16 protein-coding genes are annotated in these 19782 nt (G+C 66.4%); 4 read left to right on the top strand and 12 right to left on the bottom strand.

What is annotated here, in order from left to right; genetic code table 11:
- Positions 1 to 69: 69 nt before the first annotated feature.
- The 3 genes from FB548_RS05790 to FB548_RS05780 all read right to left on the bottom strand — a co-directional run bounded on the left by FB548_RS05790 (position 70) and on the right by FB548_RS05780 (position 3973).
- The gene (locus FB548_RS05790) at positions 70 to 2190 is read right to left on the bottom strand and encodes a GGDEF domain-containing phosphodiesterase (RefSeq protein ID WP_142123753.1); all 2121 of its coding nucleotides are present in this window, start codon (positions 2188 to 2190) and stop codon (positions 70 to 72) included.
- Positions 2187 to 3080 carry a phosphate/phosphite/phosphonate ABC transporter substrate-binding protein gene (locus tag FB548_RS05785; protein ID WP_255470401.1) on the bottom strand — a complete coding sequence of 298 codons (894 nt, stop codon included), beginning with the start codon at positions 3078 to 3080 and terminating at the stop codon, positions 2187 to 2189. The genes FB548_RS05790 and FB548_RS05785 overlap by 4 nt, the downstream gene beginning before the upstream one ends.
- 86 nt (positions 3081 to 3166) lie before the next feature.
- Entirely contained in the window at positions 3167 to 3973 is an 807-nt protein-coding gene (locus FB548_RS05780) for an RNA methyltransferase (RefSeq protein WP_142123752.1), read from the bottom strand.
- Between the two features lie 95 nt (positions 3974 to 4068).
- Here FB548_RS05780 and FB548_RS05775 point away from each other — a divergent pair, with 95 nt between their 5' ends.
- The gene (locus FB548_RS05775; protein WP_142123751.1) at positions 4069 to 4890 is read left to right on the top strand and encodes an inositol monophosphatase family protein; all 822 of its coding nucleotides are present in this window, start codon (positions 4069 to 4071) and stop codon (positions 4888 to 4890) included.
- A 217-nt stretch (positions 4891 to 5107) separates the two neighbouring features.
- On the opposite strand, the gene secF is transcribed toward FB548_RS05775, so the two are convergent.
- From secF to FB548_RS05745, 6 genes are all read right to left on the bottom strand, one after another.
- Positions 5108 to 6082, bottom strand: a complete 975-nt coding sequence (secF, locus tag FB548_RS05770; protein ID WP_142123750.1) for a protein translocase subunit SecF — start codon at positions 6080 to 6082, stop codon at positions 5108 to 5110.
- A gap of 13 nt (positions 6083 to 6095) precedes the next feature.
- Positions 6096 to 7979 (bottom strand): protein translocase subunit SecD, encoded by a 1884-nt coding sequence (gene secD, locus FB548_RS05765; RefSeq protein WP_142123749.1) that lies wholly within the window; start codon positions 7977 to 7979, stop codon positions 6096 to 6098.
- 102 nt (positions 7980 to 8081) lie between these two features.
- Positions 8082 to 8420 carry a preprotein translocase subunit YajC gene (gene yajC, locus FB548_RS05760; protein ID WP_142123748.1) on the bottom strand — a complete coding sequence of 113 codons (339 nt, stop codon included), beginning with the start codon at positions 8418 to 8420 and terminating at the stop codon, positions 8082 to 8084.
- A gap of 247 nt (positions 8421 to 8667) precedes the next feature.
- Entirely contained in the window at positions 8668 to 9807 is a 1140-nt protein-coding gene (gene tgt / locus FB548_RS05755; protein WP_142123747.1) for a tRNA guanosine(34) transglycosylase Tgt, read from the bottom strand.
- A 142-nt stretch (positions 9808 to 9949) separates the two neighbouring features.
- Complete coding sequence (gene queA / locus FB548_RS05750; protein WP_142123746.1) at positions 9950 to 10999, bottom strand: tRNA preQ1(34) S-adenosylmethionine ribosyltransferase-isomerase QueA; 1050 nt, start codon at positions 10997 to 10999, stop codon at positions 9950 to 9952.
- 56 nt (positions 11000 to 11055) lie between these two features.
- Positions 11056 to 11487, bottom strand: a complete 432-nt coding sequence (locus FB548_RS05745; RefSeq protein ID WP_142123745.1) for an Lrp/AsnC family transcriptional regulator — start codon at positions 11485 to 11487, stop codon at positions 11056 to 11058.
- 119 nt (positions 11488 to 11606) lie between these two features.
- Here FB548_RS05745 and FB548_RS05740 point away from each other — a divergent pair, with 119 nt between their 5' ends.
- Positions 11607 to 13103, top strand: a complete 1497-nt coding sequence (locus FB548_RS05740; protein ID WP_142123744.1) for an aminotransferase class III-fold pyridoxal phosphate-dependent enzyme — start codon at positions 11607 to 11609, stop codon at positions 13101 to 13103.
- 102 nt (positions 13104 to 13205) lie between these two features.
- On the opposite strand, the gene FB548_RS05735 is transcribed toward FB548_RS05740, so the two are convergent.
- From FB548_RS05735 to FB548_RS05725, 3 genes are all read right to left on the bottom strand, one after another.
- Positions 13206 to 13790, bottom strand: coding sequence for an inorganic diphosphatase (locus FB548_RS05735; RefSeq protein ID WP_255470400.1), 585 nt, complete (start codon positions 13788 to 13790; stop codon positions 13206 to 13208).
- Between the two features lie 135 nt (positions 13791 to 13925).
- Positions 13926 to 15314 (bottom strand): metallophosphoesterase family protein, encoded by a 1389-nt coding sequence (locus FB548_RS05730; protein WP_345775913.1) that lies wholly within the window; start codon positions 15312 to 15314, stop codon positions 13926 to 13928.
- Entirely contained in the window at positions 15311 to 16444 is a 1134-nt protein-coding gene (locus tag FB548_RS05725) for a phytase (RefSeq protein WP_255470316.1), read from the bottom strand. Before FB548_RS05725 ends, FB548_RS05730 begins: the two co-directional genes overlap by 4 nt.
- Before the next feature lie 199 nt (positions 16445 to 16643).
- Here FB548_RS05725 and FB548_RS05720 point away from each other — a divergent pair, with 199 nt between their 5' ends.
- Both FB548_RS05720 and upp read left to right on the top strand, forming a co-directional pair.
- Complete coding sequence (locus FB548_RS05720) at positions 16644 to 19019, top strand: TonB-dependent receptor (protein WP_142123742.1); 2376 nt, start codon at positions 16644 to 16646, stop codon at positions 19017 to 19019.
- A 112-nt stretch (positions 19020 to 19131) separates the two neighbouring features.
- On the top strand, positions 19132 to 19764 hold the full coding sequence (gene upp / locus FB548_RS05715) for a uracil phosphoribosyltransferase (protein WP_142123741.1): 633 nt from the start codon (positions 19132 to 19134) through the stop codon (positions 19762 to 19764).
- Positions 19765 to 19782: the final 18 nt, after the last annotated feature.

Raw genomic sequence — 19782 nt, 5'->3', positions numbered from 1 at the left:
CGATGCATCATCGCGTCATGTCGTGGCGCACGGTCGCGAACCACGTCGCTCCTACAACAGCGCCCTCTTTCAAGCCACGAGCTGCGCGAATTCGGCGGCGGTGACGGGATACCCCAGCCAGTAGCCCTGCGCAAGGTCGCAGCCGCGCTCGCGCAGCAGGTTGAACTGGCCTTCCTTCTCCACGCCCTCCGCCACCACGGTGATGCCGAGCGAATGCGCCATCGCGATGATGGCCGTGGTCAGCGCGAGGTCGTCAGGGTCGCGCAACATGTCGGCGATGAAGCTGCGGTCGATCTTCACGCCGTCCACCGGCACGCGGCGCAAATGGCTCAGGCCTGAGAAACCGGTGCCGAAATCGTCCAGCCAGACCTTCACGCCGGTGCGATGCAGCGTGGCCAGCAGCGCGCTGGCGTGCGCCTCGTCGCTGATGACGGCGGTCTCGGTGAGCTCCAGGTGCAGGCGCGACGCCGCCAGACCGGTGTCGCGCAAGCACTCCGCAACCACCTCGGGCAGATCACCGCTACGCAACTGGCGCGGCGACACGTTGACCGAAACGAACAGCGGATCCAGCGCGTCACGATCGGTACCCCAGCGCGCGGCTGCTGTGCAGGCAGCACGCAGCACGCGGGGGCCGATGTTCTCGATCAGTCCGCTCTGTTCGGCCACGTCGATGAAGACGGACGGCGCCACCATGCCCAGCTCCGGATGCTGCCAACGCAGCAGCGCCTCGGCACCCACGATGCGGCTGTCCGCCATACGGAACACCGGCTGGTACATCAGGCTCAGTTCGCCACGTTCCCACGCGCCACGCAGCTCCTGCTCCATGCGCACGCGCCGCTCCACGGCCTGGTCCATCGCACGGCTGTAGAAGCGATAACAGTTCTTGCCGGCCACCTTGGCCTGGTACATCGCGATGTCGCCGTTCTTCATCAGCGCGGTCGCACCGGAGGCGTCTTCCGGGAACAAGGTGATGCCGATGGAGGTCCCCAGGAAGACCTGACGTTCCTGCACCACGATGGGACGGCCCAGCTCGGCGACGAGCTTCTCCGCCAGGCGCGTGGCGCTGCCGCGCACGTCGCCGTCCTGGATCAGGATCACGAACTCGTCACCGCCGAAGCGGGCGAGCAAGGCATCATCGCCCCCCATCTGCTCCACGGCATCGCGGATGCGGTGCGCGAACAGCTGCAGCACTTCATCGCCCGCCTCATGACCCAGGGTGTCGTTGACGCGCTTGAAATCATCGATATCGGCGAACAGCAGGGCCAGCTGCCGCCCCGCGCCACGCAGCATCATTAGTCGGTGATCGAGGCTTTCGCGGAACGCCAGCCGATTGGTCAACCCGGTCAACGAGTCGGTGTAGGCCATGCGGCGCACATCGCGGTCGTGCCGCGCGATGCTGTCGCTCATGGTGCCGAATGCACGTACAAGTTCGCCCACTTCGTCCTGGCGTTCGCTGGTCATGCGCTCGCCGTTGTAGTTGCCTACCTCGATGTCATGCGCTGCGCGCGCGAGTTGCCGGACCGGACGGATCAGCGTGCGCTGCACGTACAGCATGGTCGCCACGCAGGCTGCGACCAGCGCGGCCAGCAGCAAGGCGATCCAGCCGAGGTGGCGCGCGCCGAGTTCGTTGAGGCGCGCCCGCGCGGCCGCGATGGCCTTCTCCTCGTACGCCCGCACGGAGGCCACCGAGTACCCGACGCGTACCCCGCCGATGCGTTCGCTGCCGATCATGATGGGTTCGGACACGTCCACGATCTGCGCCGACCACTGCGTGTGCATGCTGCGCGCGTTGACCGCCTCGTAGGCCAACGGGTCGGTCATCGTCTGTCCATAGACGGCGATGTCCGCCGTGCCGTCATGGATGATCCTGCCCTGGTTGTCGTACACCAGCACGTAACTGACGTCAGGCTCCTTCTGCGCCGAACGCACGATGCTGCCGATGGCGTCCAGATCGAAGTAGTACAGCGGGTTGGCCAGCGCATCCCCCAACTGGTCCACCGTGGCCTCGCCGTGCCGACGCAGGCTGTCCTCGACCATGCCATGCATGGCGTCGCGCCCGAGATCAGCGACCTCCTGCTGCATCATCTTCTGGCGCTGCAGCAGTGTCGCGAGCAGCGCGATGACCACGACCAGCATGATCGCCATCGCCACCAGGAAGCGCGCCTGAAGGCCGAAGCGTAGCGCTCTCACTCGACCTGCTCCCTGACGCGGGCGATGCCACGGCGCAGGTTGTCCAGCGCCTGCTGCGATGCCGGATCCACCGGCAGGAAGCGGGTGGTACGGAAAAAGACGTTGAGCGCGTCGCGGGCAGCCGGGTCGTTTGCGGCTTCCAGCAACACCTCGCGCAGGCGCGCTTCCACCGCGGGGTCGAGGTCGTCGCGCACCATCTCGAGTGCGCGCGGGAAATCCTGGGTTTCGTGGATCACACGGAAGTCGCGCCTGAAGCCCGGCGGCATGCGGCGCACATCGTCCCAGTCGAGGTTGCTGACCACGCCGGCATCGACCAGACGCTTGTGCACCCACGCCGCGATGTTGAGCTCGGACCTCGCGAAGACATAGCCCACCGAATCGGCAGAGGGGCGGTCCATGGGGGAGAGCAGGATCTCCATCCGCTGGCCCGCTTCCATCAAGGCCACGGAGGGCGCGAAATAGGCGCTGGTCGATGCGGTGTTCTGGAAGGCCACCGTGCGGCCCTTGAGATCGGCCAGCCGCTCCAGCCCGCTGTCGCGGCGGACGAAGAACACACCGTGGTAACGGCTCACGCCCCCGCGCTCCGTCAGCAGCATCGGGCGTGCGCCCGCGCGCTCCTGCAGCCGCATGCCGGTGCCCGCCGTCTCGGTGACCCAGTCCACCCGGCCGCGGCGCAGGTAGCTGGTCATCTGCTGGGCATCACGCGCCATGAGGATGCGGCCTTCAGTGATGCCCACGTCGCGCATCCGCGGCACCACGTAATCGAGCAGCGGCTTGAGTTGCTCGTAGTGAGCCTTCGGATCGTCGCTGATGCGCCCCAGGACCAGGACGCGCTCGTCTCCGGCAGCGCTGGCCGGCGCGATGCTTGCGGGTAGCAATGCTGCGCCGATCGCGGCCAGCGCCAGGCTGAACCAGGTTGTACGCAACGATAGACGCCCGCCAGAACGATGGCGGCAGCCTATCGGAAAACGTGAGCTTAAGACAGTGATCCGGATCCGCCAGCGCCCGCCAACCGCGCCATGCGCTGTGCATCGGCGAGGATGCCGCGCAGCAGACGGACCTCCTGTTCGTTAAGGTCGGCCTTGGCGAACAGGCGACGCAGCTTGCGCATCGCGGAGTCGGGCGTGCGCCCTTTGTGGAAGTCGATCGCATCCAGCGTGTCGGCCAACTGGGCGAAGAACCCTTCCATGTGTGCGTGGCTCGCGGGGACATCGTCCGGGTGTGCCGGGGAAGCCGCTGTCGCCGGCGCCCCGTCCAGCAACGCCATCCTCAGCTCGTAGGCCAGCACTTGTACGGCGGCCGCCAGGTTCAATGAGCTGTATTCGGGGTTCGCGGGGATGTGCACGGCGGCATGGCAGAGCTGCAGTTCCTCGTTGCTCAGCCCGGTGCGCTCGCGGCCGAACACCAGCGCCACCTCGCCCCCTGCCGCGGCTCGGCCGACCGCGAGTGCAGCTGCCTGTCGTGGCGCATGTTCTTCCAACTGCACGCGACGGCTGCGGGCGGTACAGCCCAGGACCAGCTGGCAGTCGGCCACGGCCTCGGCCAGCGTGGCGACCACGGCGGCATCAGCCAGCAGGTCGTCGGCCCCGGCCGCGCGCCGGTACGCCTCTTCCGCGGGGTAGTTCTCGGGCGCCACCAGCACCAGCCGCGCCAGACCCATGGTTTTCAGCGCGCGGGCGGCCGCACCGATGTTGCCGGGGTGCTGGGTGCCCACCAGCACCACGCGCAGGCGGGCGGAGGCGGCCAGGGAAACGGGATCGATGAAGGAAACGGGCGTGTTCATGGGGGCAAATGGTAAACTGCGCGGGCCGGTCTACGCGCCGTGCTGCTCTTTTCCACTTGTTCGCCCCACCCCACGCCTGTCCGAGGTTCGTTCGCATGCAGAAGCCCGTCGTCACCGTCATGACCAAGGCAGCCCGCCTGGCAGGCAACGTGCTGTTGCGCAGCATCAACAAGCTGGATGCACTCAACGTGGTGCAGAAGGAGCGGATGGATTACGCGAGCGAAGTGGACGCCGACGCCGAAAAGGTGATCATCAAGGAACTGCGCCGCGCCTATCCGGATTACGGGTTCGTGGGCGAGGAGAGCGGCGCCCAGATCAACGGCCGTTACACCTTCGTCATCGACCCGCTGGACGGTACCAGCAACTACCTGCGCGGCTTCCCGCACTACTGCGTGTCCATCGCCCTGGTGGACAACGGCGAACCGACCGACGCGGTGATCTTCGACCCCCTGCGCAACGACCTGTTCACCGCCAGCCGCGGTGCCGGTGCGCAGCTCAACGAGCGCCGCATCCGCGTGGCCGACCGCAAGGAACTGGCCGGCACCGTCATCACCACCGGCTTCCCGCCGCGCGAACGCGCCCGCGCCGGTGCGCAGCTGGAATGCGTGCGTGAGCTACTGGTGCACGCCGAGGACATCCGTCGCACCGGATCGGCCGCGCTCGACCTGGCCTACGTGGCCTGCGGGCGGGCGGACGCCTACTTCGAAGCTGGCGTGAAGGACTGGGACATCGCCGCAGGCGTGCTGCTGGTACGCGAAGCTGGCGGCAAGGTCTGCGACTTCCGCGGCGCCGCGCTCGGCAAGATCGATGGCCGCACCGCGCTGCCCCGCCAGATCGTGGCCGGCAACCTCAAGGTCGCCGAAGCGCTGCAGAAGACCATCGTCGGCTCGGGTTACGCGGCGGCGTTCAACGCGTGACGCCCGATGGGCGGGCTTTTGTAGGAGCGACGTCAGTCGCGACCGCGCATCCAGCGCGCCAGGGACACCCGCTGCACGCGCCGATCCCAGCCGGTCGTGTCTCGCCGATCCATCCGATGGTCCAGCCGTGCGGTCGCGACTGACGTCGCTCCTACACAAGACAACGCCACGAAAAAGGCCGCGCAATGCGCGGCCTTTTTCTTTCGGAAACCGCTGCTTAGGGACGACGCGCCAGCAGCGCCTCGTCCTTGGCCTTCGGCATCAGGTCCTGCTTGGTGACGGTCAGGAAGCCGATGGTCAGCAGCGGGCAGGCCACGAAGATCGAGGAGATCGTACCCAGCACGATGCCGATCATCTGCGACAGCGCCATGCCTTCCAGCGAACCGCCGCCATACAGATACAGCGCGAACACGGTCAGGAACGCCACGAACGAGGTGATGATCGTGCGCGACAGCGTCTGGTTGATCGAGCGATTCAGGATCTCCATCGGCTCGGCGCGCAGGTTGCGGAAGTTCTCTCGAACGCGGTCGAACACCACGATCTTGTCGTTGATCGAGAAGCCCATCACCGACAGCAGGCCCGCCAGGATGGTCAGGTCGAACTCGATACCGCTGAAGGCGAAGAAGCCAGCCACGATCAGCACGTCCGCCAGGGTGGTGACGATCGCCGAGACCGCGAACTTCCACTCGAAGCGCACGGCGATGTAGATCAGGAAACCCACCACCACGAACAGCAGCGTGTACAGGCCGTTGAGCGCGAGTTCCTTGCCGACCTGCGGGCCGACGAACTCGCTGCGCATCACCGTCGCCGTGTTGCCTTCACTGGACGCCAGGCGCAGCACATCCTGGGCGGTGCGGTCGCTGGCCTCGGCACCGGCCGCCGTACCGGCGTCCTCGCGCGGCTGCAGGCGCACCAGCAGGTCGCTGCCGGTACCGAAGGTCTGTACCTGGGCACTGCCGTAACCGCCGGCTTCCAGGCGCTCACGCACGCTGTCCACCTTCGGCGGGGTCTGGAAGCGCAGTTCGACCACCGTGCCGCCGGTGAAATCCAGTGCGAAGTTGAAGCTCTTGAACGCGATGGCGCCGATCGCGGCGATCGCCAGCAGCGCGGCGATGCCGATGGACACCCAGCGCACGCGCATGAAGTTGAAGTTGGTGGTGTGCGGAATCAGCCGCAACGGGAAAAGGCTCATCTTCTGTCTCCCGTCAGATGGCGATGGACTTGATCTTGCGGCGACCGCCGTAGATCAGGGTGGCGATGCCGCGCGACACGGTGACCGCGGTGAACACAGACGTCAGGATGCCGATGACCATCGTCACCGCGAAGCCCTTCAGCGGGCCGGTGCCGAAGGCGTACAGCGCCACGCCTGCCAGCAGCGCGGTCATGTTGGAGTCGAAGATCGTGCCGGACGCCTTGTCGTAACCGGTCGCGATGGCGGCCTGGGGTGGTACCCCCGCCCGCAACTCCTCGCGTATGCGTTCGTTGATCAGTACGTTGGCGTCCACCGACATGCCGATGGTCAGCGCCAGGCCGGCGAAGCCGGGCAGCGTCATGGTGGCGCCGAACAGCGACATCACCGCCACCACCATCACCAGGTTGAGCAGCAGCGCGATGCAGGTGATCAGGCCGAACATGCGGTAGTACACCAGGAAGAACGCCAGCGCGAACACGAAGGAGAACACCACGGCCTTGGTGCCGCGCGCGACGTTCTCGGCGCCCAGGCTGGGGCCGACCACGCGCTCCTCGATGAAGTCCATCGGCGCGGCCAGCGAGCCGGCGCGCAGCAGCTTGGCCAGGTTGTCGGCCTCGGTCTTCTCCAGACCGGTGGTCTGGAAATTCTTGCCGAACACGCCGGCGATGCGGGTCGGCGCCAGCGCTTCCTCGCGCACGCGCACGCTGCGCACTTCCTTGCCGTCGACCATGGTCACGGTCGGCACGCGTTCGATGTACACCACCGACATCAGCTTGCCCACGTTGGCGCTGGTGTAGTCGAACATGCGCTGGCCGGCGATATTGTTGAGGGTCACGTCTACGGCCGGCAGGCCGTTGTTGTCAACGCCCACGCGGGCGTTGACCATTTCGTCGCCGGACGCCAGCACGCGCTTGTTCAACAGCACCGGACCGGCGTTGTCGCGCAGCTGGTAGACCTTGGCCTCCGGCGGGATGCGGCCGCTGGCCACAGCGTCGGCGGCATTGCCTTCCACCACGGCGCGGAATTCCAGCGTCGCGGTCGCGCCGATCAGGCGCTTGGCCTCGGCCGTATCCTGCACGCCGGGCAGCTGCACGACCACGCGGTCGTTGCCCTGGCGCTGGATGATGGGTTCGGACACCCCGATCTCGTTGATGCGGTTGCGCAGCGTGGTCAGGTTCTGCTCGATCGCTTCGCTGGCGATCTGCTCCAGCTCCGCCTGCGGCAGGCCGATGGTGATCTGGTTGCCCGCCGCCTGGTAGGTCAGGCCCGAACCCGTGGCCAGCGTGCCGCCCGTGTTGCCGCGTGAGCTCAGGGTCTGCGCCAGCGCCTGCTGCGCGGCGGCAACGTCTTCGCCATCTGCCAGCGTCACGACGATGCTGTTGTCGGGGCGACGCTCGACCGCCGTGTAGCGGACGCGCTTGTCGCGCAGGGTGACGCGGGTGTCTTCCAGATAGCCGTCGACGCGCTTGTCCAGCGCCGCCTTCTGGTCGACCTGCAACACGAAGTGCACGCCGCCTTGCAGGTCCAGGCCCTGCACCATCGGACGCGCACCGACATTGCCCAGCCAGTCCGGCACGGTGGAAGCCAGGCTCAGCGCGACCAGGTAATCCTGGCCCAGCGCCTCGCGCAACGCGTCGTTGGCCGTGGTCTGTGCCTCCAGGCTGGGCAGGCGCACGAGCATGCTGGCGGCCTCGGTATCGACCTCCTTGGCCTGCACGCCCGCATCCTTCAACGCGGCATCCACGCGGCTGCGCAGCGCGGCGTCGATGGCGAAACCGCGATTGGCGGTGATCTGCACGGAGGGATCCTGCGGATACAGGTTGGGCAGCGCATACAGTGCGCTCGCCAACACGACGATCAGGATCAGGACGTATTTCCAGCGAGGGAATTCAAGCATCGTGGCGACCCGCGCAGGCCCTTCCCGGGCACGCGCTCAGCAATGGTTCGGAAACAGCGGGAATCCGTCCCGCCGCAGGCGCGGCGGAACGGAAGAAGCGGATCAGGCGGACTTCAGCGTGCCCTTGGGCAGCACGTTGCCCACCGCGGCCTTCTGCACGCGCACGCGCACGTTGTCGGCCACTTCCAGGGTGACGAAGTTGTCGCCGATATCGGTGACGGTACCGGCGATGCCGCCGGAGGTGATGACCTCGTCGCCCTTGGACAGCTTGTCCAGCATCGAGCGATGTTCCTTCGCGCGCTTCATCTGCGGGCGGATCATCAGGAAGTACATGACGGCGATCAGGGCGATCGGCATCAGCAGACCGAAGCCACCCATGCCCTGCGGGGCCGGCGCGGCCTGCGCGATCACGGGGGCGACGAAGAAATCAAACAGATTCATGGACTTGTCCATTGGGTATGAAAAGCAGCCGGGGATTATGCCATGCGGCGGGAGACCCCGCCCGGGCCACCCCGCTGGCCCGGACCGGAAAAGACCGCCCCGGAGCGGTTTTGGTTCCCGCAGCGGGCAAATCGGCACCCAAGCGCAGGAAAAACCTAGAGCGGACCTTGCTCCGCTGCCTTTCAGCCCGCAGCCGGACGTCAGCCGTGCGGAGCCGAGCAAGCTCGACTCTGCGGCATGAAGGAGGTCAGCCGCCCGGCGTGTCCACACCTCGGGCCGCATAGAAGGCGGCCCGGAAATCCGAAAACCGGCCTTCCGCAATGGCTGCGCGCATCTGCGCCATCACCTGCTGGTAGTACCAGAGGTTGTGCAGGGTTCCCAGCATCGGGGCCAGCATCTCGTTGCAGCGGTCCAGGTGGCGCAGGTAACTGCGGGTGAAGCCATTGCGGCAGGCGTAGCAACCGCACCCCGGCTCAATCGGCTGCAGATCGTGCTCGTACTTGGCGTTGCGGATGCGGACCGTGCCGAACGAGGTGAAGTAGTGGCCATTGCGTGCGTTGCGGGTCGGCATGACGCAGTCGAACATGTCCACGCCGCGCGCCACCGCCTCCACCAGGTCTTCGGGACGGCCGACGCCCATCAGGTAGCGCGGCTGGTCCGCCGGCAACTGCGGGCATGTGTGTTCAAGCGTCGTGTTGCGTTCCTGCTCGGTCTCGCCGACCGCCAGACCACCGATCGCGTAACCGCCGAAGCCGATCGCCTTCAGTCCGTCCGCCGAGCGCGAGCGGAGGTCGTGGTGCACGCCGCCCTGCACGATGCCGAACAGTGCCGCGTCATTGCCCTCGTGTGCGCGCTTCGAACGCTCCGCCCAGCGCAGCGACAGCTCCATCGAGCGCTCGATTACGCGCGGATCCACCGGCTTGCCGCCCACGTTCACCGGCGGGCACTCGTCGAAGATCATCACGATGTCCGAACCCAGCACGCGCTGGATGTTCATGCTCTCCTCGGGGCCCAGGAACACCTTGCTGCCATCCACCGGCGAGGCGAACGTCACGCCCTGCTCGGTGATCTTGCGCCGGTGCGCCAGCGAGAACACCTGGAAACCGCCGGAGTCGGTGAGAATCGGCTTATCCCAGCGCGCGAACCCGTGCAGGCCGCCATGCGCGCCGATCACGTCGAGGCCCGGCCGCAGGTACAGATGGAAGGTGTTGCCGAGGATGATCTCGGCGCCCAGATCTTCGACGTGCTCGGGCAGTATGCCCTTCACCGAACCGTAGGTGCCCACCGGCATGAAGGCCGGCGTCTCGATCGTGCCTCGCGGGAAAGTCACGCGGCCGCGGCGGGCGGCGCCATCGGTGGTGAGCAGGTCGAAGGACATGCGGCTCATGCGGACCGCTCCATCTCATCGGAGCCATGCTTTTCCCCGTCATCCCGGCGCAGGCCCGGACCCAGTGCCTCTGGCACGGGAAGAGCGGAAGTCGCTGGGTCCCGGCCTGCGCCGGGATGACAGTAGAAGGGAAGTCGCAACGTCATTGCCCGTGCTCCGGGAACAACAGCATTGCGTCCCCATACGAAAAGAACCGGTACTGTTCGCGCACGGCATGGGCGTAGGCAGCCATGATCCGGTCCTTGCCGGCGAACGCGCTGACCAGCATCAGCAGCGTGCTTTCCGGCAGGTGGAAGTTGGTGACCATCGCATCGACGCTGCGGATGCGGTAGCCGGGGAAGATGAAGATCTGCGTCTCGCCCGCGAACGGCTGCAGTTCGACGTCGCCGGCTTCTGTACGGCGTGTCGCCGACTCCAGCGCGCGCACGACGGTGGTGCCGACCGCGATGACGCGGCCGCCGCGGGCGTGCGTCGCCCGCACCTGCTCGACCAGCGCCGGCCCGACGTTAAGCCACTCGCTGTGCATGTGGTGCTCGTGGATGTTGTCCACGCGCATCGGCTGGAAGGTGCCGGCGCCCACGTGCAGCGTCACGTGGCCGAATTCCACGCCGCGTTCGCGCAATGCCGACAGCAGTACATCATCGAAATGCAGACCGGCGGTGGGCGCGGCGACCGCGCCCAGCTCGCGAGCGAAGACCGTCTGGTAGCGCTCGTCGTCGTCCCTGCCGGGATCGCGCTGGATGTAGGGCGGCAGCGGCAGGCGCCCGGCTGACAGCAGCCAGCTTTCCAGCGAATCCGGCACGTGGAAGCGCAACTGGTAGAACTCGCCGTCACGCCCTATCACTTCAGCCTCGCCGCCGGCGTCCAGCTGGATGCGGCTGCCGGGCCTGGGCGACTTGCTGGCACCGATCTGCGCCCGCGCGGCGTTCTCCGGCAACAGGCGCTCGATCAGGATCTCGACGCGCCCGCCACTTTCCTTCTGGCCGAACAGGCGCGCGGGAATCACGCGGGTGTCGTTGAACACCAGCAGATCACCGGGCTGCACCCATTCCGGCAGGTCGCGTACATGGCGGTCCGCGAACGGCACATCGCCTGGCGGCACCACGAGCAGCCGGCTCGCGGAACGCTCGGGCAGCGGCGCCTGGGCGATCAGAGCCTCGGGCAGGTCGAAATGGAAATCGGACTTCTTCACGGTCGGGGCCTTGCGGGGGCGTGCATTGTACGGGAGCCCGCCGGGACGCCCCGTCGTCAGCGTTCGAACTTGGTCGACAGCACGATCGACGAGGTGGTGCGCTCCACGCCGTCCAGCGCACCGATACGATCGGTCAGCACATCCATGTCGCCAACCGTCGGCACCGCGCCGATGGCGATCAGGTCGTGGCTGCCGCTGACCGAATGCAGTACCCGCAGCTCCGGCATCGCACGCAAGGCAGCGACCACCGAGGTCATCTGCTTGGGATGCACGGCGATCATGATGTGCGCACGCAGGTGGCTGCGGTCATACTCGTCGTGCACCCGCACCGTGTAACCGCTGATCACGCCTTCGCGTTCCAGCCGCTCGATCCGGCTCTGCACCGTGGTCCGGGACAGGTTCAACCGCCGCGCGATCTGGGCCGTGGACGCCCGCGCGTTCTCACGGAGCATTGAGAGCAACTGCTGGTCAGCGTCGGTGAGCTTCATTACGCGGGTCACGATTCGTCGAATCGACGAAATATCCACGAATTTCGCGCAGTTCACAACTGTCAAATGACGAGTTTATCCAGATAATAGGGGTTTGCCCTTCCTGCCGGAGCTGTCCCATGGCCCTGATCGACGCCCTCGCCCCCCTGCGCGCCCACGCGGGCCAGCGCCTGACCCGCGGACTGGACGATGCCACCATCGAACGACTGGCGAAGGGTCATCCGGACCTGGCGGCCGTCATCGAGGCCGCCATTGCAGAACATGCGCGCCTGAAGGACGAGTTCGCCGAACTGTTCGACCTGGACGAAGCCGAGCAGCTGCGCGCCGTGCAGGCCGGCTACGTCAACTTCTACGCCGATGACGCGATCAACCCCTACATCGCACTGGCCGCACGGGGCCCGTGGGTGGTCACGCTCAACGGCGCGGTGCTGTACGACGCTGGCGGCTACGGCATGCTCGGCTTCGGCCACACCCCCGCCGCCGTGCTGGACGCGATGGCGCGGCCGCAGGCGATGGCGAACATCATGACGCCCAGCCTGTCGCAGCTGCGCTTCGACCGCGCCCTGCGCAAGGAAATCGGCCACACCCGCGGCGGTTGTCCGTTCGCGAAGTTCCTGTGCCTGAATTCCGGCTCCGAGTCCGTCGGCCTGGCCGCGCGCATCGCCGACATCAACAGCAAGCTGATGACCGACCCGGACGGCCGCCACGCCGGCCGCACCATCAAGCGCATCGTGGTGAAGGGCAGCTTCCACGGCCGCACCGAACGCCCGGCGCTGTATTCGGATTCCTCGCGCAAGTCTTACCAGCAGCACCTGGCCAGCTACCGCGGCGAAGATTCGGTCATCGCCATCCCGCCGTACGACGTGGATGCACTGAAGCAGGCCTTCGCCGATGCGGAAACCAAGGGCTGGTTCGTCGAAGCCGTGTTCCTGGAACCGGTGATGGGCGAAGGCGACCCGGGCCGCTCGGTGCCGCCGGCGTTCTACGCCGCCGCCCGCGAACTGACCCGTAGCCACGGCAGCCTGTTCCTGGTGGATTCGATACAGGCTGGCCTGCGCGCGCACGGCGTGCTGTCGATCGTCGATTACCCCGGCTTCGAAGGCCTGGATGCGCCGGACATGGAAACCTACTCCAAGGCGCTGAACGCCGCGCAGTACCCGCTGTCGGTGCTCGCCGTGAACGAGCGCGCCGCCGGCCTGTACCGCAAGGGCGTGTACGGCAACACCATGACCACCAACCCGCGTGCGCTGGACGTGGCCTGCGCCACCCTGGCCCAGCTGACCCCGCAGGTGCGCGAGAACATCCGCAAGCGCGGCGTCGAAGCGGTGCAGAAACTGCAGAAACTGCAGGCGGAGCTCGGTGGCCTGATCACCAACGTGCAGGGCACCGGCTTGTTGTTCTCGTGCGAACTGTCGCCGGCCTTCAAGTGCTACGGCGGCGGCTCCACCGAGGAGTGGCTGCGCCAGCAAGGACTGAACGTCATCCACGGCGGCGCCAACTCGCTGCGCTTCACCCCGCATTTCGCCATCGACGGCGAGGAACTCGACCTGCTGGTCGGCATGGTGGGCAAGGCACTGCGCGAAGGCCCGCGCATCAGCCAGGCCGCGGCGGCCTGATCTCCGCGGACGCTTCACGAAAAAGGCGAGCTTCGGCTCGCCTTTTTTGCAGGGCGGGCCTTGGCCCGCCGTCTGGATCCGGCCGGTGGGCCAAGGCCCACCCTACGGTTGTGCGGTGAAGCGCTCCAGCGATTCGCGGATCAGCGCCTTCGCTTCCTTCGCATCGCCGTAGCCGTTGAGCTGCACCGGATTGCGACCCTTCGGCAGGTCTTTGTAGACCCGGAAGAACGCCTCCATGCGATCCCGTTCGATCTGCGGCAGGTCGGCCAGGTCGCGGATGCCCGCGTAGGTCGGATCGACCTTGTCGGTCGGCACGCCGATGATCTTCTCGTCGTGCTTGCCGTCATCGAGCATGCGCAGCACGCCGATCGGCCGGAACTTCACCAGCACGCCGGGATGCAGCGGCTCGCGCGTCAGCACCAGCGCGTCCAGTGGATCGCCGTCGCCGGCCAGCGTGCGCGGCATCGAACCGTAGTTGGCGGGATACGCCACGGGCATCGACTGGAACCGATCGACGAAGACCAGCCCTTCGTCGTTGATCTCGTACTTGGTGAAGCTGCCCGCGGGAATCTCCACGGCCAGCAACACTTCCTCCGGCACGGCCTTGGGCTGCTGGGCGAGGAAAGGGTGGCGGATGTGTGCTTCGCGGGCGAGGGCGTTCCCCGCGCAGAAGACAAGCAGGACCATCAGGCAGACGAAGCGCATGGAAGACCTCATGTAGGAGGGGCTTCAGCCCCGACAGAATAGGTTGGGGAAAACTCGGCAGTCGGGGCTGGCTTTCAACAACCGAACGGCTGGTCAGCCCTTCCTACAGGAACCGGACTATTCCCAGCACCGGTCGGCGCGTCCTTTCAGGGTTTCGGCGCGGGTGCAGGTGCGCTCTTCGATGCGGCCCTCCGCATCCTCGACGAGTTGCTTGCCTGCCACACCGCCATCGACGAGGTCGAATGCATCGTAGAGACGACCGGTCGCCGTGCGTGCTTCGTAGCGCAGGCGCGGACCGTCGAAGCGCAGCACCTGGAACAGCTGGGTATCTTCCGCGACCGGACGCATCGTCTTGCGCGCCTCGTCGGAGAGCCGGTACTGCTTGGCACCGGTGACGGACACGACGAACACCGGCGTCGGCGCTTCGTTCTTCAGGCGACCGTAGACATGGTCGTGCCCCTGCAGCACCAGGTCGACCTTGCGTTTGCGGATCACCGGCAACAGCTGCCGCCGCAACAGCACGTTGTCGCGTCCCTCGCGCGGAGAAAAGAACGGCTGATGGGTCAGCACGATGCTCCAACGCTTCGGATTGTTGGCAAGGACGCCATCCAGCCATGTCGCCTGCGCCTTTGCCGTACCCAGGTCGAGCGCGGACGTACCGTCGATCACCACCACGCGCACGTCCTGATAGTCGAACCAGTACGTCGTGCGCTTCGCCTGCGCCACGCCGTTGCCGGGCAGCGCGAACGTCACCGGCCAGTGTGCGCCGAGCACGCGGCGTTCCTGCGGCGTGTCCTCGAACTCCTCGAAATATTCGTGGTTGCCAGGTGCCGGCGCGACCACCAGCGAGGTCGGCAGCACTTCATTCGCTTCGAACCACTCGCCCCACTCGTTGTCGTCTTCGCCATCGCCACCGCTGACCAGGTCGCCGGCGAACAACGCCAGACGCGCATCCGGCGCGGCCCGCATCGCTTCGCGCACGACGCGCGTGGTCAGGCTGACGTTCTTGTTCTGGGTGTCGCCGAAGTACAGCAGCGCCAGCGGCGCACTTGCCGCGGCCGCCGTTCGGGTGTGGTGCCAAGCGCTCCAGGTGCGGTCGCCCTGCACGCGCCAGGCGTACAGCGTGTCCGGTTGCAGGCCGTCGATATCCGCTCGGTGGTGGTGGGCTTCGCCGTTCTCGGTCTTCAGCGGGGTGCTGATCGCCTTGACGCGACGCGGCTCGCCCATGTCGGGCGAGTCACCCGCGACGACGATCTCGAGCGAAGGCGCGTGGACCCTCGCATCCGTGCGCCACGCGACCGAAAAACCGTTGGCGGCGTCCTGCGCCGGCGAGGCCACGATCCGGTCCGGAAAGCCGCTCGGTGCGTAGCGCGCGACGCCTTTCGGCACCCGCGTGTTCGGTTCGGGCTGGCGCGTCGTCGCTTCCTGCGCGAGCGTCGTCGCACAAGTCCCCAGCAACAGCAGGGCCAGCACCCACTTCATTCCCGCATCCGCTGCACGCTTCATTCGGCTCGACACTCCGGCAACGACAGCGCCTTGGCGATATCGCGCCAGTCGAACGCGGCCACGGCCTGGTCGTCATCCACCGCATAGAAAGCACCCTGCGGGAAGCGCGCGTCCGCGCTCTGGTCCAGCCACACGCCGTCGGTATTCGCGGTCCTGTTGCCGGCGAATGCACCCTTGTACGTCAGCGTGATGCGATCGAAGACATGGAACACGCTGCGGTCCTTGAACTGGTCGGTCGCGATCCAGTAACCGGTACCGCCCGCGCACTGCGCCAGCGCCATGCCCTCGGCCTGCGCATTGAACAGGTCCGCGCCGATGTCGCGGCCGCGATAGGTGCCATCCAGGGCGTATTCGCGCAGACGCGTGCCCACGGCCACGTCCTCTTCGGCCAGCAGCAGGCGGTCGTTCGCCGCGTCGCCGAACACGGACTCCGCAATGCGGATCGCGCCCGCCTCGCCGGTATCGCCGAACGTGCCGGCCAGATTCGCCTTCCAGCCGCCCTCGGCGCGCTGCAGGTGGTAGCGCTTGAAGCGCTGGCCCAGCTCGGCCAGCGGCGGTGGGACGTCTTCGTTCTGCGGCGACATGTAATTGTCGCTGACGATGATCTCGTACGCGTCCTTCTGCGGGCGCACCCACAAGCCGTACGGCTGCTTCAGATCGTCCGCGCCGAACACGATCAGCGGCTTGAAGTCGGGCAACTGGAACACCTGCACGCGCCGGTTGTCTCGCTCGACCACCAGCACCAGGTCGTCGATCACCGTGATCCCGTTCGGCCGCTGCATCTGGCCCAGCTCGCTGCCCGGACCCGAGACCGTGCGCAGTTGCTTGCCGGTGCCGCCGTCGTAGACAACCAGGCGGTGCGTGTCCTTGGCGGTGGCGATCAGCCAGCGCGTGCCGTCGGCCGCGCGCCAGCTTGCGGGCGAATCGACATTCTCCGCGGGCGTCGCCGGTGTGATGAAAGCTTCCGGCACCACGACGTGCGCGATCTTCGCTTCACTCAGCAGGGGATCCTTCTCGACGTTCTCGTCGGGCTCCTTCTCGCGTACCTGCGCACCGGTTTCCGCCACAGGTGCGGCCGGCGGGGCGGGTTTCCCACCGCATGCGGCGATCAGGAGCGGGACTGCAAGCAAGGCAAGGCGTGGTTTCACTGGTTTCCCCATGACATGACGGCGTCAACAAACGGTCATGTTCTACGCAGGCTTCGTGACGCTTTCGTGTCAGCGTACGACACGCGGATACCTGTCATGCGGCGGGAACCTGCCTGTCATGTTGCCGCCATGTGACGTGCTTACAAAGTGCCGTTTACTTTCGTCACGGGGACGACACACGATGAAACGCAATGCCTTGGCCGCCTCGCTCTCGCAGGTGCTGTTCTGCGCTGCACTGCTGCCGGCCAGCTTCGCCGCCACCGCCCAGAACCAGGCGCCGGACGCCGGTGCCGCGGGTGATCCCAAACAACTTGACACCGTGGTGGTGCAAGGCGAGATCGCTTACCGCGACCGCACCGACGACATCGCGCCGACCCTGGTCTACGACCTGGAGTACTTCCAGCGCTTCGAGCCCAACACCGTGGGCGACATGCTCAAGCGCGTGCCGGGCGTGGGCTTCGTCGGCTCGGACATCATGGAATACGACGGCGTGCAGCTGCGCGGCCTGGGCGGCGGCTACACGCAGGTGCTGATCAACGGCAAGAAGGTGCCGGGTGCCGGCGACGACCGTTCGTTCTATGTCGACCGCATCCCCGCGGAGATGGTGGACCACATCGAGATCAAGCGCAGCGCCAGCGCCAACCGCAGCGGCGATGCGATGGCCGGCGCGATCAACATCGTGCTGCGCGACGCGTACGAATTCACCGGCAGCTACATCCGCGTCGGCGTGAATCGCTGGGATGATGGCGAGGTCAACCCGACTTTCGGCGCCGTGACGTCGTTCGAGGCGCTCGGGGGCCGCCTGTTGGCCGGCATCAACGTGCAGGATCGGTACCGCGCCAAGACCAAGCGCTCCGACCGCTTCACCGACAACACCCAGGAAGAGAAAGTCAGCTGGGAAGACCAGACCGAAGTGAAGGACGGCCGCGACTATTCGGCCAACCTGTCCTACACTGCGGACGTGGGCGACACCGGCCGTTTCAGCATCGACGGCTTCTACGTCAAGACCGATCGCGACGTCACCGAAGTGTCGTTCGAAGAAGAACTGGACGACGACGAGACCATCAACCTGCGTGTACCCGGCCGTGACCCGTACGACCAGAAGAACTACGGCATCGGTGCCGAGTACAGGTTCGACATGGCCGGCGGCACCACCGCCGTGAGCGTCGACTACGCCCGTTTCGAGAATTCGCAGGCGACCACCGAAGGCGAACACGTCTACGTGAGCGGCGCGGAGAACTGGGACGATACCTGGAGCATCCCGGCGGACGCGGAGTGGGACGAAACCGTCTACGAAGCCGAATCCGTGACCGCCAAGGATGCCGAAACCGGCTTCCGACTGACGCATGCCCGGCCGGTAGGCAACGCCGAACTGGAGTTCGGCGTGGACTATCGCACCAAGAAGCGGGAAGGCCTGCTCGTGAGCTACGAGTGGGAAGCCGAAGAGGAAGACGAGACACCGGCGTCCCTGGCCGATTACGAGCTGGATGGCAGCGTGGCCTCGGTGATCGAAGAAAAGCGGCTGGATCCGTACATCATGCTCAGCGGCAAGGGCGACGCTTTCTCGTGGGAGGCCGGCCTGCGTTACGAGACTACCAAGTCAGAAGTGGAGTACCTCGAGGACGAAGAGAGCGAAGGTCGCGTCAGCAAGGATTACAACGAGCTGCTGCCGTCGGTGAACCTGCGCTGGAATCTGGGCGAGGCGGACCGCGTCAGCCTGTCGCTGGCCAGGACCATCAAGCGTCCGAACTTCAACGAGCTGCTGCCGGCCCTGCTGGACGGCGAGTTCGGCGACAACGACTACATCGGCAACCCTGAGCTGGATCCGGAGACCGCGAACGGCCTGGACCTCGGTTTCGAACACCGCCTTGGCCGCAAGGGCGTCGTCGGCCTGAATTTCTTCTATCGCGACGTCAAGGACCTCATCGAAGTCGTCAACACCGGCGAGCCCAGCGAAGAGATGCAGGACACCTGGGAAGAGATGATCGAGGACGGCGACGCTGTCGACCTGGCCGACGCAATGGCGCAGGAACCGGCGTCGAGCTGGCTCTACACCTCGTCCAATGTCGGCGACGGCAAGGTCTACGGCTTCGAGTTCGACGTGTCCACGCCGCTCTCCGCCATCGGCCTGGAGAACACCGGCATCTTCGCCAACTACTCATGGGTGAAGTCCAAGGTCGATGACTTCCTGGGCGAACGCCGCTTCAACGACCAGGCCAAGTCGGTCTACAACATCGGTTTCATCCACGACATCCCGACCTGGGGCGCAAGCTTCGGCGCAACTTACCGCAAGCAGGGCGATGCCTACGCGCGCGTGCTGGGCGAGGAAGCCATCATCCGCTACGGCGGCGAACTGGACGTCTTCGTCGAGAAGCGCTTCGGCACGAACGTGTCGGTGCGCCTGAGCGCCAACAACCTGCTGGATGCCAGCAAGGACGAGTTCTTCGACAAGTTCGACACCCTGCAGGACCAGATCGACCGCGACTACGACGAGTACGAACTGGAGACCGAAGAGGCCGGCCCCAGCTACCAGTTGGTCATGCGCTGGGCGTTCTGACCGGCGGCACCGCCACGCTCAAAGCAGAAAGCCGGCGCATGCCGGCTTTCTGCTTTGTGGGAGCACCGGGTTTGATGCAGACTTCCCGCATCTCCTGCTGCCCTGCCCCGCCATGAAGACCGTCGAAGTCCGCCACCCCCTCGTCCAGCACAAGATCGGCCTGCTGCGTAACACCGGTCTCAACACCAAGGATTTCCGCGAGCTGGTGACCGAACTGGGTACGCTGCTGGCCTACGAGGCGACGGCCGATCTGGAATTGACCACCGAGACCATGGCGGGCTGGGCAGGCCCGGTGCAGGTGAAGAAGATCGCCGGCGCCAAGATCACCCTGGTGCCGATCCTGCGCGCCGGCCTGGGCATGCTGCCCGGCGTACTGGCGCTGATCCCCGCCGCGCGCGTCAGCGTGGTCGGCCTGCAGCGCGACGAGGAGACGCTGCAGCCGGTTCCGTACTTCGAAAAGCTTACCGGACGCCTGGAGGAACGCGATGCGCTGATCCTGGACCCCATGCTGGCCACCGGCGGCACCCTCATCGCTACCATCGACATGCTCAAGCGCGCCGGCGCGAAGCGGATCAAGGGCATCTTCCTGGTCGCCGCACCGGAGGGCCTGAAGGCGCTGGAAGCCGTGCATCCCGATGTCGAGGTCTACACTGCGGCCATCGACGAACGCCTCAACGACAAGGGCTACATCCTGCCGGGCTTGGGCGACGCAGGTGACCGCATCTTCGGTACGCGGATCGGTTGAAGCCCTCTGCTGGTGTGG

The organism is Pseudoxanthomonas sp. 3HH-4 (assembly GCF_006716465.1).
Taxonomy (GTDB): Bacteria; Pseudomonadota; Gammaproteobacteria; order Xanthomonadales; family Xanthomonadaceae; genus Pseudoxanthomonas_A.
The sequence above is the reverse complement of the archived record's forward strand: the minus strand, read 5'-3'. Positions and strand labels throughout refer to the sequence as shown.

Coding starts and splice junctions, on each gene's coding strand:
- FB548_RS05720 (WP_142123742.1), top strand. CDS start 16,644: ATGAAACGCAATGCCTTGGCCGCCTCGCTCTCGCAGGTGCTGTTCTGC.
- FB548_RS05780 (WP_142123752.1), bottom strand. CDS start 3,973: ATGAACACGCCCGTTTCCTTCATCGATCCCGTTTCCCTGGCCGCCTCC.
- FB548_RS05745 (WP_142123745.1), bottom strand. CDS start 11,487: ATGAAGCTCACCGACGCTGACCAGCAGTTGCTCTCAATGCTCCGTGAG.
- FB548_RS05730 (WP_345775913.1), bottom strand. CDS start 15,314: ATGAAGCGTGCAGCGGATGCGGGAATGAAGTGGGTGCTGGCCCTGCTG.
- secF (WP_142123750.1), bottom strand. CDS start 6,082: ATGAGCCTTTTCCCGTTGCGGCTGATTCCGCACACCACCAACTTCAAC.
- FB548_RS05775 (WP_142123751.1), top strand. CDS start 4,069: ATGCAGAAGCCCGTCGTCACCGTCATGACCAAGGCAGCCCGCCTGGCA.
- yajC (WP_142123748.1), bottom strand. CDS start 8,420: ATGAATCTGTTTGATTTCTTCGTCGCCCCCGTGATCGCGCAGGCCGCG.
- FB548_RS05735 (WP_255470400.1), bottom strand. CDS start 13,790: ATGGTCCTGCTTGTCTTCTGCGCGGGGAACGCCCTCGCCCGCGAAGCA.
- tgt (WP_142123747.1), bottom strand. CDS start 9,807: ATGAGCCGCATGTCCTTCGACCTGCTCACCACCGATGGCGCCGCCCGC.
- upp (WP_142123741.1), top strand. CDS start 19,132: ATGAAGACCGTCGAAGTCCGCCACCCCCTCGTCCAGCACAAGATCGGC.
- secD (WP_142123749.1), bottom strand. CDS start 7,979: ATGCTTGAATTCCCTCGCTGGAAATACGTCCTGATCCTGATCGTCGTG.
- FB548_RS05740 (WP_142123744.1), top strand. CDS start 11,607: ATGGCCCTGATCGACGCCCTCGCCCCCCTGCGCGCCCACGCGGGCCAG.